This window comes from Flavobacteriales bacterium (assembly GCA_016704485.1).
Classification (GTDB): domain Bacteria; phylum Bacteroidota; class Bacteroidia; order Flavobacteriales_F; family PHOS-HE28; genus PHOS-HE28.
The window spans coordinates 463516-475766 of sequence record JADJAA010000002.1 but is presented as its reverse complement, the minus strand read 5'-3'; the positions used below and the strand labels follow the sequence as shown (position 1 = coordinate 475766).

The following is a 12251-nucleotide window of genomic DNA, read 5'->3' as shown; positions in this document are numbered from 1 at the left end:
TTGTTTATTTTTTTAAGATTTCTTCAATATCCAATCCAAGTGCTTTCGCCACACCTTCACCATAGGCTGGATCCGCTTTATAGCAATTATGAGCGTGTCGCACTTGAATAAAGATCTCGGCACCACCCACTTCAGCCGCTGTATTCTTAAACAAGAGCTCTTTTTTATCCGCAGTGAGCAATCGGAAAAGGTTTCCGGGCTGAGAAAAGTAGTCGCTATCATCTTCCCTGAAGTCATAATGATCGGCTTCGCCCTCGATGCTCAGTCCCGGTTCTGTAAACTCCTTTTGTTCTTCCCATTGGCTGTAGCTGTTCGGGAAATAATGCAGTGTTCCACCTTCATTGCCATCTACGCGCATAGCTCCATCTCGGGATGAATTATGGAAGGGGCACTGCGGTTTATTCACGGGTATCTGATAGTGATTCACACCGAGTCGATACCGCTGAGCATCTCCGTAAGAAAACAGTCTGGCCTGTAACATCTTGTCAGGAGAGAAGCCGATACCAGGCACTACATTGGCCGGGTTGAAGGCTGCTTGCTCTACATCGGCGAAGTAGTTTTCGGGGTTTCTATTCAACTCCATTACACCGACATCGATGAGGGGATAATCGCCATGTGGCCAAACTTTGGTCAGGTCGAAGGGGTTAAAAGGACAGTCCTTTGCCTGTGCCTCGGTCATAACTTGGATCTTCATTTTCCACTTAGGGAAGTCGCCTCTCTCAATGGCATCGAACAAGTCGCGCTGATTACTTTCTCGATCACCAGCTATGATGGCTCCCGCTTCCTCATTGCTCAGATTTTCGATTCCCTGTTCCGTTTTGAAGTGGAACTTGACCCATACCCTCTTATTATCAGCATCGATCATGCTGAATGTGTGGCTTCCGAATCCATGCATATGGCGAAAGGATCTAGGTATTCCCCTGTCACTCATCGTGATCGTGACCTGATGTAATGCCTCGGGCAATAAAGTCCAGAAATCCCAATTATGGTTAGCACTGCGCAAATTGGTCTTGGGGTCTCGTTTCACCGCTTTGTTGAGGTCAGGGAATCGATAGGGGTCGCGCAAGAAGAATACAGGTGTATTGTTTCCCGTTAGATCCCAATTGCCCTCTTCGGTGTAGAACTTGATCGCAAATCCTCGAATATCTCTTTCTGCATCGGCTGCGCCCCGCTCTCCAGCTACAGTGGAAAAACGAACAAAGACATCGGACTTCTTTCCAACGTCTGAGAACAATTTTGCTCGTGTATACTTGGAAATATCGTGCGTGACCTTGAACGTTCCAAAAGCTCCTGAACCTTTGGCGTGCATACGCCTTTCAGGGATCACTTCTCGATCGAAGTGGGCCAGTTTTTCTAGAAACCAAAAGTCTTCTAGTATCATGGGGCCTCTCTTTCCCGCTGTCTTTACGTTTTGATTCTCCGCGATAGGCCTGCCCGAAACGGAGGCCAATTTCTTCTTATCATCCTTCTTAGCCATAGTTCTATGTTGGTTTTAATGACGGGAGATCGATCCACAAAAGATCAATTCAAATAAGCAGAGTACATCCAGACCAATTTCTCTTGCTCGCGGATGTAGTCGCTCATAAGTGCGTTGGTTCCTTCATCATCAGCATCGGCAGATAGATCCAAGATCTCACGTTGGAGAGCGATGATGATCTTCAAGGAATCGAGGGTGTCTTTCACATCCTTTATTCCATCGGCTACCTCAGCGCTCTCTTTTACCTTGGCTTCTTTTAGATAAGCGGAGAACTGATGGTTAGGCGTGTGTCCGAGCGTTTGTATGCGCTCAGCCACTTCATCGATCTTTATGAATAGATCCTCATACATCTCCTGGAACTTATCGTGGAGTTCAAAGAATTTATCTCCTCTGATATTCCAGTGATACCCTCTCACGTTCTGATAGAAGACCGAATAGTCCGCCAACAGTTCATTGAGTTTATCTGCTAGGACTTTGGACTTCTTGATATCCAGTCCGATCGCATTCAATTTTGCCATTTTCTTAGTTTTAACGGGTGAGTCTTGTGTGAATTTTATCGAGCCATATCAACAAGGACCTTTACTTCTGAAGGGTCATTGACGAGTGCTTCAAAGCCCTTTTCCACGATCTCGTCCAGTGATATGGTCCTGGTGACCAACTTCTCCACAGGTAGTCTTCCACTGCTGATGAGCGCAATGACCTCTGGGAAGATATTGCGATAACCGATGATGCCTTTTATCGTCAACTCCCGCAAGGCCTGATCCAAGGCATCGTGACTAACATTTTTGGAGAAGAGTGCGACCAAGACCGCCGTACCTCCATTGCGCAAACTCTTGATGCCCGTGTCGAATGATGCTTGTACACCCGCGGCATCAATGTAAACATCGACACCATGACCTGTCATCTCTCGGATCTTCGTTGGGATATCCTTATCCTTGGCATCAAAGGTCTGCGTGGCTCCAACTTCTTTGGCCTTCACCAGCCTGGCCTCTGAAACATCCGTAACAAATACCTGGGATGCACCACTGGCTATGGCGACTTGAACAGTGAGCAAGCCGATCGGACCAGCTCCTGTGACGAGCACCGTGTCACCCATCTTCATTCCGCTCTGCTGGAGTCCGTAGGCTGCGACTGCTGCGGGCTCTACGATGGCCCCTTGCTCAAAGGACATGCTCTTAGGCATCTTGTGCGCCATATACTCCTCCACCACCACATACTTGGCGAAAGCACCATTGGCCGTGAGCCCTACAAATCCCAACGGCTCTGAGAGGTTATACTCTCCACTTTCAATAAAAGGGCTCTCTGGATTTCTGAAGATCGGCTCTACGATCACTCGGTCACCGATCTTGACCTTGGTCACGTTTCTTCCAACTTCACTCACAACACCTGCGAACTCGTGACCCAGTGTTGTGGTGCCCTGATGGCCGTTGAGGGGGTATGGCGCATCAATGGGAATGAGTTGTGGGCCGTGGTTGTACTCGTGGAGATCAGAGCCACAGATACCTGCGAATTTCACTTCTATTTTTACTTGGTCGTCGTTGGGTGTTGGAATGGTGGCCTCCTCTACCCGAATGTCTTTTGCTGCATGCCAGCGAGCGGCTTTCATAGTTGCCATAATTCTTCCTTTTCTATGAACTTCAAACTTACGAAATTAAAGGATGATTCGAGTGAATTGTTATATATGTATTGATCTGCCCTTTTAATGACTTCTGTCAGCGTAGCTGTGGTTAAGAGTTGTTTGTGAAATTAGATTGCCTCAGCCCTGCACCGATAGAGAATATATTAAAGAGAAAACACCAAAGGGATAGAATGAAATTCAAAGTTTTAGACTCCTTAATCTCAAGGCATTAACAATCACGGAAACTGAACTGAAACTCATGGCCAATGCAGCGATCATGGGTGACAGAAGGATGCCGAAGAATGGGAATAGCACTCCTGCTGCTATCGGCACTCCGATGGAATTATAGATAAAGGCGAAAAATAAATTTTGCTTGATGTTCTTCATCACTCCATCACTCAGATGTCGTGCTTTTACGATGCCTTGTAGGTCTCCCTTCACCAAGGTGATCATGGCGCTCTCTATCGCCACATCTGTCCCTGTGCCCATGGCGATACCCACATCGCTTTTGGCCAAGGCGGGTGCATCATTGATGCCATCACCGGCCATCGCCACCACCTTACCAGCTGCTTGTAGTCGCTCTACTTCTTTGAGTTTGTCTTCAGGCAACATGCTGGCCTTGAATTCGGCCAGATCGAGTTCAGTGGCCACTGCCTGTGCGGTATTGTGATTGTCGCCAGTCAGCATAATGACTTCGATCCCTATATCTTGAAGTGCACGGATCGCTTTTGCACTCGTCTCCTTGATCCTATCGCCTATGACCACATAGCCGACTACTGTTTTATCAATGGAGAGATAGGAAACGGTCTTGCCTTCTTGTTGATAGCGCTTCGCCTCCGATTCCATTTCATGACCGATCTCTGCCTCGGCCTGCTCCATCATCTTCGGGTTGCCCAGCGCCACATGCTTCCCCTTGATACTCGCCTTTACGCCCATACCGGTGACGGCCGTGAAATTATCCGACTCAAGTCCACTTGACCCGATATCCACTGCTTTCTCCTTGCCATACTCCACCGTGGCATCGGCCAGTGGGTGTTCGCTATTGGAGTTGAGTGAGACAATGTACTGCAGTACTTCATTTTCACTTAGCGCTTGGCCGAAAGCACCGATCTTCTCCACCCTTGGCCTACCCTCGGTGATGGTACCTGTCTTGTCGATGATGAGTGTATCCACCCTATCCATCTTCTCTAGAGCTTCGGCATTTTTGATCAAGACCCCGTTTTGAGCTCCTTTACCTACGCCTACCATCACCGACATTGGAGTGGCCAGGCCCAGCGCACAGGGACAAGCAATGATCAGGACAGCGATGGCATTCACAAATGCATAGACATAAGCGGGTTCTGGCCCCCATAGCGCCCATACTATGAAGGTGATGACCGAGATGATGACCACCGCTGGCACGAAATACCCGGATACCGTATCGGCCAGGTTCTGTATGGGTGCCCGGCTGCGGCTGGCATCATTGACCATGTGGATGATCTGAGAGAGCAGGGTGTCGCTACCTACTTTCTCGGCCCTCATGAGGAAGGTCTGATTGCCATTGATGGTGCCGCTGCTCACTTGGTCGCCTTGCACCTTGCTCACTGGAATGGGTTCGCCCGAGATCATGGACTCATCGATGCTCGTTTGGCCCTCAGTGATACTCCCATCGACCGGTATTTTTTCTCCCGGCCTTACCCGGAGTATATCGTTCAATTGGATCTCATCAATGCTGACTTCTTGTTCGTGCCCATCCAGTACGCGTGTGGCTTTGTTAGGCGCGAGTTTCAAGAGTTCTTTTACTGCGGTATTGGTCTGGCTATGCGCTCTGGCTTCTAGCAGTTGGCCCAATAGAACCAATGTGAGTATGACGGTTGCTGCTTCAAAATAGACGTGTACCGCGCCTGAAGGAGACTTGAACTGATCAGGAAATACATCGGGGAAGAACATCCCGATAAGGCTGAACAACCATGCCACCCCCGCACCGATCCCAATGAGTGTGAACATGTTGAGATTCCACGTCCTGATGCTACGATAAGCTCGCTCGAAGAACATCCAAGTGGCATAGAAAACGACTGGGATGGAGAGCGCAAATTGGATCCAGTTCCAATATTTCTGCTCCATGAGATCATAGAGCGGATTCTTCGGGATCATTTCGCTCATCGCAATGATGAAGATGGGTAAAGTGAAGGCCGTTGCGATCCAGAACTTTCGGAGAAGATCCTTATAGTTCTTTTCTTCCGCAGAAAGGTCAACCTGCATAGGGACTAAGTCCATGCCGCAGACCGGGCAGGAACCTGATTCATCCTTCACCACCTCCGGATGCATCGGACAGGTCCATTGCGCTGATGACACAGTGGATAAATTCTGCTCCACTACTAGGTCCATGCCGCATACGGGGCAGTCTCCGGATGAGTCGTAGGTCTTGTCGCCCTCGCAGTGCATGGGGCAATAGAAGTTGCCGGTGCCTGTTCCTTTTGACGCTTTCTTCTCAGTTGTTCTGGGCATATCTCCGAGCGGGTGAATGCTATAGCTGCCACCATCGTTTTTCAGTGCAGTTTGAAGTTCTTCAATGGAAATATGCTCCTCCATCACGATGGTACCTTCTTCCTTTTCTAAGTCGACCGTTGCCTTGGAAACACCTTTGACCTTCGAGAGCACTCCTTCCACATGGCTGCGGCAGCCTTGGCAGGTCATTCCGTGTATGTGATAGGTGTGTGTCATTGGTGTGATGAATAGTTAGTTCTTGCACTTTGTTGACCAGGTTCAATGATCTTGATCCACTAGCGTCTTCTACTCACTTGTTGATACGGTCTCCTTCTGTTTTTTCTTACCATCTCTTACATAGACCGTGCTATGCGGGAATGGTATTTCTATTCCTTCTGCGTCAAAGCGTTTTTTAATGGTTTCAAATACATCTCGCTTTATGGCAATGGATTGCCCGTAAGTCGCGGCCCAAGCCCAGGCACGTATTTTAACAGCAGAGTCTCCTAGCTCTACCACCGCAACTCTTACCAGTGAAGTTCCGTCTGCCTTTTCCGCTTCGGTACGATTGTCGAGGTAGAATGGATGCTTGGCACATTCCTCACGCATGATCTCTTTGGCGAGGTCTACATTACTGTCATAAGAGATACCAATGACCACGTACTCGCAGCATTTTTCTTCATCGAGATTGAAGTTGACCACCTTCTCTTTATTGATGATCGAATTGGGAATGACCACTCTTCTGTTCTGCCAAGTACGGATCACCGTATGACGTAAAGTAATATCTGTGACGACCCCTTCAATTGAACCATCAATGGATACGATATCACCCATTCGAAAAGGCTTAAATGCGATGATAAACATGCCGCCTATGAGGTTGGATAATGCCTCTTGTGATGAGATACCTACGATAAGTGCAATGACACCTGCACCACCGAGCGCGGTCTGCGCTACTCCATGCAGTGAGGGTATGGCGAGCAAGCCAAATAGTATACCTGTGAGATATACTCCACCTACGGCCACATATTGCAGAAACTTGACATTGGTAGGGTCTTCTCCTTCTCTGATCTTACGCTGTATCACATGCTTAAACCAAAGGTTGATCGCTGCGGAACCGATGATCGTGACCACAGTCAACACCCCTAAGTAAAAGACCAGCTTGAAATTAGCATCTATGATACCATAAGACCCATCATCAACAAAGATGAAGCTGATGGCCATCACACCGAGGACTATCCAAAGTAGGGTAAGCAGTCGCTGTGCTATGTCAAGAGAGGGCATGAGGTCATAACCTGCTCGCTGCATCCTCCTTTTGAAAAAGCGTTTGTTTAAGAGGCGTGTAATTATAATAAGTACTATGACCACAGCAACCACCAAAGCGGCATACATAAGATCTGAACTGTGTGAGTTGAAGTACTCTTCCATAATTTATTGGCTGTGTTTCTCGATCAAAGACATCTACATCTGCATGCTTGTTCACTTGCTGTTCTTTCGCACCCAGATCGACCCATTCTTAGTGGTCGATCTAGTGAGCACTCCCTTTTCTGTTAGCTCATTGAGTAGCACTTCACTCTCCACTCTTGGGGTACCCGAAAGCACAGAATACTCTTTGGCGGTAAGCGTATGATACGTTGAGAAGAGCGACCCCGGATCCTTGCTGTATTCATTCTTGCTGATGTTCGGGTCGAGCTTAAGAATGGCCATCTCGTAGAAGGCATAGGGTTTGGATCCATGAACAACTTCTTGCCGACCAGAATTGTCCAGAACGATGATCGTTGGAAATCCTCTGACACCGCTTTCTCTGGATAGCTTCAGATCTTCTTCAAAGAGCGACTTGGCCTTGCCATCGAAGTCTGTTTTCAATTGTTCTACGTTCAGCCCGACTGCGGCTGCGGCCGTGGCCAGGTGCTCCCATTTAGCGATGTTCTTTTTCTGTAGAAAGACCATCTCGCGTATCTCTCGCATGAACAATTGAGCTTTGGCTTCATCCTGCAGTTGAGCAGCCTTGAAAGCGATCGATGGAGGATATGAAGAGTCGAGTGGGTCTTCCAGCCACAGGTCGCCATCAATAGGCATATCATAATGTATACTCACCTCGTCCCAATGACCGGCCACATCAGTAGGCCCGCTGATGCCTCCGCTGTTATAACTCCAATCGGGTAAGAGGCCGCCCATGCGGTACTCGATATCGATGTGATCACCATATTCGAGTTTGATCTTTCTCAATTGAGGCTCGATGCCCCAGCAGGAAGAGCAGATGGGATCAGTGAAGTAGACGAGCTTCACTTTCTTATCAGTGGTAGGAGATGGGGTGATGCTCGCCTCTTTGGTTTCGCCTCCGGGAAGTTCACAGCTACCCGTTTCAGGGTCGCATAGCAAGGGATTGTTCTTTGTCTTGTCCTCGTTCATGTTCTTTGCATTTGATTGTCCCTGACATGCTGTAAGGCTGAGCAGTGACGTGATCAGTATAAAGAGATCCAGTCGGATTTTCATCGTTTCATTTCTTCACTTCTTCTGAAGCTGCAAACTCCTCCATCTGCGTGATCAGGTGGTTCTCAACGGTATAGATCTGCACCCATTCCTGTTTGAGCTCGCGGCCCGATCGCTTCACACGCTGATGCTCCCTACCCCGGACTACAACCTTGTTGCCCTCCGTGATGAATTCGAGTGGTTCGAAGTTGATGATCTCGGTCCTGTTGAGGATGCTGTTCATGAATGCCCGCACACCTTCTTTCTTCTCGAACACTCCACTGGGAATGATCTGTGTGCCATGATATATCCACACGGTGTCCTCAGAGACGGTGGCTACGAATGCGTCCACATCGCCACTGGCGAATGCCGCGAACATGGTGTCTACTACAGCTTTTGCTGATTTTTTCATGTTTTCGTTCTCTTTGTATTGTTTATCGTATTTCTTCTACATCTACCACTCTCTATCGCCAACTCATGATACAGTCACCTTGAGCATTCTCGCACTTATCGAGTACAGCCACTGCAATTGTTCCCACACCAGATGCGCCTCTTGTAAAATACGTATCATACGCTCGCTCTTTGCGGTAAAGTGCTCTGACCCTGTTGCGCTGAAGTCTGGTAGCTGATCCTCGAAAAATGCTGCATTGTCAGTATAGGTCTTCGCCACTTCGCAAGAAGCGTCTTTTGTGCATTGCAGCGTCATATCCAAGTTCTGCCTGATCTTCCCGATAGCATGTTCGAATTGTTCCGATGCCTCGGTGGTCTCATGGCTCTGAATAAAGGTACTCAAAGAAGCGAGTGAAGCGAGAAAAGTATGGTTGAGGACAACTAGTTCATAGTTCCTTTCCATCGCATACTGTTTGGACTTGGGCTCCTGTGCCATGCGTTGAAAGGCTGAATTCAGATCGGAGGTCTGTAAAAATGCTTCTCTGCGTGCCAACCTATAGCCGATCGGAAGGTCACCCTTCTTCTGATAGTATTCGCCTATCTCGTGGAGGAACTCCTTATTGGCCCGCAGGCTTTTCTCGATGCTCGCCTTGATCTCAGTCGACTCCCACGTGGGCCACAGCCAGCGCATCGCGGCATACGACAATCCTGCACCGACCAGGGTGTCGACAATGCGGAACTTGATCACGGTCATGATATCAGGACTGAGCAGGGCAAAGATGAAGACCACATTCAAGGTGATGAAGATGGCTGCCGACCTGGCGTTCCTCTGCGCGAGTGCAATGGCAAAGACGAGAAAGACGATAGCTAAGACTCCGTAGGCATAGGGATTCTGTATGAAGAAGACCATGCCGATGGCGACAAGCCCCCCGATGAGTGTGCCAACCATACGGTCTTTGGCCCTACTTTTTGTGAGGCCGTAACTAGGTCGCATTATGACGATGATCGTCAGCAGGATCCAGTATGGATTCTGAAATGGGAAGAGCGAACCCAGTGTATAGCCGATCATGATAGTGACGGCCAAGCGTAGAGAGTGCCTGAATATGGTGGACTTGAAACTGAAGTTCCTGAGTACAAGATCCGGATCTAATTCTTGAGAAACAACAAATCGTTTAGCTGCTTTTCTATCGATGATATTGATATCTATGGTGCCTTTTTCGTCCAATAGTTGCTTTATCCTTTTTAGTTTTTTGAATTGCTTTTCCTGATAGCCTAGCAGATTTTCGAGCATGAGATATTCCTCAGACCTTAGTGTTCGATATCTTGAGGATAATTCAATGCGTGTTGCTTCAAAACATTTTTCCAATGCATCGCTTGCTGGGAGTTTTCTTGTATCGTTTCCCGCCTCGGAGATCCTTCGCAGTTGGCGCGCCATTTCGTATATTAGATCCTGAATTAGTTGAAGGTATCTAAGATTAGCGCTGAAGAGCACGTCCATACGATCGTAGTTTACCGGATTGGCGATGGCAGTCTCCATCATTTCGACCAATTGTACGAATACTAACAGCCGCCTATCCTGATAGTCGGAATGACCACGAGTAGATCTCTTACTGATCAGTATCCTTCTTAGAGACTCGTGCTTTGTAGTAGGCTCGCTTTGCAACTTCATGTTCTTGGACATCAAGTCTTCGCGGTCGTTGTACGGGTCGACCAATTTCCTGCGAGTTTCTAAGAACTCAGCTGTGAGCACATAAGTCTCCGAAAACAATTCTTCTGTTTCTTCGGTAGGGTGGATATGATACCAGATCTTAGCTAATAGCAAATACCAGACACCTCCTAGGCCAATGAACAGCGCGAATTGATAGATCGCAATTTCTTCGGCGTCGTGAGCAAAGCTGAGTACTAAAGCCAGTAGACCAGAGAAGCTGACGAGCGAGGCCCTGAATCCATAGATCGAGAGGTAAGCGATACCAAAGCCGAGAAAACCGATCACGGACAGGGCAAGCCAGGTCTCATAGTGCAGATAACCCCCGATGAATCCAACGACCATGGCCAGTGCCGCTGAGGTGAGAATACCGATCTTTTTGTGGCGGAAACTCCCACTGATATCGCTGGGCGAACTCCAGAATGCTCCGAAACAGAGAGCCAGACCGATCTCGTACTGGTCGAACCGTATGCCCAGTATGATAGGTAGGGAGACTGCAATTCCGACCAGTACAGCTCTTGAGAAACTGGTACTCTTTAAGATTTGTAGTAGCTCCTTGAGGTACTCGGAAATATAGGTGGTCGGCTTTTTCAACATTCGCGATACTATTTCATAATGCTAGGTGGTCATCGCTATTTCGAATGCGTCTTCGTGTTTGAGGGTGACCTTGGACTTGAATGCTTGGGCGAGATGTATTGCGTTATCCAGAACATTGACCGAAGAGTCGTTAAAGTCGGTTGCAACGATGATGTTTTTTAGTGATTTCATAATCACTGCCGTCCGGAACAATCCTAGCTCGGCAGATTGACGTTCTGGAAGACCTGGTTTTGTTGAACTGGTCTGCTGGACACTAAAGTTAGGGTGGTCCGAAGTTAAAAAACGTAAGTTGTTGAGTTGGTGGCGATCCGAAAAGTGTAGGATCATCAGGGCTCAGCAACAATTCCTTTAGATCCACATAACGCATTAAATGCAATCGCACTAGGCCCACCATCGTTGAATATGCTGGCTGGATCTTGAAGGAGAATAATTTGCGCTTGATCGTTACCAATAGATCCGCGATCAAGGCGCACCAGATCTGGATCCGGATCGCGTTCTCATTGTCACCTAGGAAGTCGGTAAACTTCAGGTTCTGCTTGAGACGCTTGAATAGTATCTCAATTTGCCACCGCTGTTTATAGGCTTGGGCTACGTTCACCGGTCCCATTTTACCCATGTTGGTAATGAATTGCAAGGTGCGTTTGAAGGTCTGGTCGTAGTAGGTTATCAAGCGCAACAGTATAGGGTTGAGTTCGCCTTCGTGGCCCAGCAGAACCCATTGGTCTTTGAGTACTCCAGCCTTCTTGGCGCTTGCGCTTACCGTGCGATCGCGAAGTATTTGCACCTGTGCTTCGCAGGTTTAGGCGCGTAACAAAATGCACCCCGGTCTTACCCCAGTGCCTATACAAAGGGTAGTTCATGTACGCCTTGTCGAACACCAATATGGTTCCCTTGGCCATGTTCTTGAACTCAGGCATGAACTGCTTGTCGTTGGTGGCCGCTTTGGTAATCCGAATCAGAGATGGCACTTCTTCAGTAAGGTGCATACCCATGTGGACCTTCACCCCGCCCTTGCGTTTTCCGTCGGCAGGAGTGCGCCCACAAGCCTTCATGATCTCTTTGAAAAGTGTAATTGTGGTTGAGTCTACCAAGAACAAATTACGTAGCCAACGTTCGTTCTTTGGCAAACTGCTGTCCGATAAATAGTGTCTATATCGGCGGTATATGTCCGCAAAAACCCTAGCGAACAACTCTGGTGGCCGCTTCTTATTCGCATCGCTTACGGTGCTGCGTTTGGGCAGGTGAGTAAACCCCAAGTGTTTCAGACCTTCGCTATAACCCGCTAAACCACTGGTGAGTTCGCGAAGCCCTGAAGTTCTTTGCAACACGGCAAAAATCATAGACCCCATCAAGGTCCATGTATTGAGCTTCTTTACAGCGAAGTCTGCACCGGTTTCAACTACCGCATTATGGAAGTCTTTTCGGTTGATAAGCGATAACAGCTGTCCGTAAACCGGAGTTCCAGCCTTTGCCTTAATTTTGCCCATGGTACCATTAATTATGGAAAGGGATCCGCGACGCAATCAGGGGTC

11 protein-coding genes are annotated in these 12251 nt (G+C 48.2%); all 11 read right to left on the bottom strand.

Annotated features, from left to right (window positions below; genetic code table 11):
- Positions 1 to 4 precede the first annotated feature (4 nt).
- Positions 5 to 1477, bottom strand: a complete 1473-nt coding sequence (locus tag IPF95_13090; GenBank protein ID MBK6475623.1) for a catalase — start codon at positions 1475 to 1477, stop codon at positions 5 to 7.
- 44 nt (positions 1478 to 1521) lie between these two features.
- Positions 1522 to 1995 (bottom strand): DNA starvation/stationary phase protection protein, encoded by a 474-nt coding sequence (locus tag IPF95_13085; protein ID MBK6475622.1) that lies wholly within the window; start codon positions 1993 to 1995, stop codon positions 1522 to 1524.
- Positions 1996 to 2030: 35 nt separating this feature from the next.
- The gene (locus IPF95_13080; protein MBK6475621.1) at positions 2031 to 3092 is read right to left on the bottom strand and encodes a 2,3-butanediol dehydrogenase; all 1062 of its coding nucleotides are present in this window, start codon (positions 3090 to 3092) and stop codon (positions 2031 to 2033) included.
- Positions 3093 to 3293: 201 nt separating this feature from the next.
- Entirely contained in the window at positions 3294 to 5798 is a 2505-nt protein-coding gene (locus IPF95_13075; protein MBK6475620.1) for a copper-translocating P-type ATPase, read from the bottom strand.
- A 69-nt stretch (positions 5799 to 5867) separates the two neighbouring features.
- Entirely contained in the window at positions 5868 to 6983 is a 1116-nt protein-coding gene (locus IPF95_13070; GenBank protein ID MBK6475619.1) for a mechanosensitive ion channel family protein, read from the bottom strand.
- Between the two features lie 51 nt (positions 6984 to 7034).
- The gene (locus IPF95_13065; protein MBK6475618.1) at positions 7035 to 7967 is read right to left on the bottom strand and encodes a DsbA family protein; all 933 of its coding nucleotides are present in this window, start codon (positions 7965 to 7967) and stop codon (positions 7035 to 7037) included.
- Between the two features lie 88 nt (positions 7968 to 8055).
- The gene (locus IPF95_13060) at positions 8056 to 8439 is read right to left on the bottom strand and encodes a nuclear transport factor 2 family protein (GenBank protein MBK6475617.1); all 384 of its coding nucleotides are present in this window, start codon (positions 8437 to 8439) and stop codon (positions 8056 to 8058) included.
- Positions 8440 to 8502: 63 nt separating this feature from the next.
- The gene (locus IPF95_13055) at positions 8503 to 10719 is read right to left on the bottom strand and encodes an FUSC family protein (GenBank protein MBK6475616.1); all 2217 of its coding nucleotides are present in this window, start codon (positions 10717 to 10719) and stop codon (positions 8503 to 8505) included.
- Between the two features lie 21 nt (positions 10720 to 10740).
- Entirely contained in the window at positions 10741 to 10890 is a 150-nt protein-coding gene (locus IPF95_13050; GenBank protein MBK6475615.1) for a hypothetical protein, read from the bottom strand.
- 88 nt (positions 10891 to 10978) lie between these two features.
- Positions 10979 to 11353, bottom strand: coding sequence for a transposase (locus tag IPF95_13045; GenBank protein MBK6475614.1), 375 nt, complete (start codon positions 11351 to 11353; stop codon positions 10979 to 10981).
- The gene (locus IPF95_13040; GenBank protein MBK6475613.1) at positions 11328 to 12206 is read right to left on the bottom strand and encodes an IS4 family transposase; all 879 of its coding nucleotides are present in this window, start codon (positions 12204 to 12206) and stop codon (positions 11328 to 11330) included. The genes IPF95_13045 and IPF95_13040 overlap by 26 nt, the downstream gene beginning before the upstream one ends.
- Between the last annotated feature and the right edge of the window lie 45 nt (positions 12207 to 12251).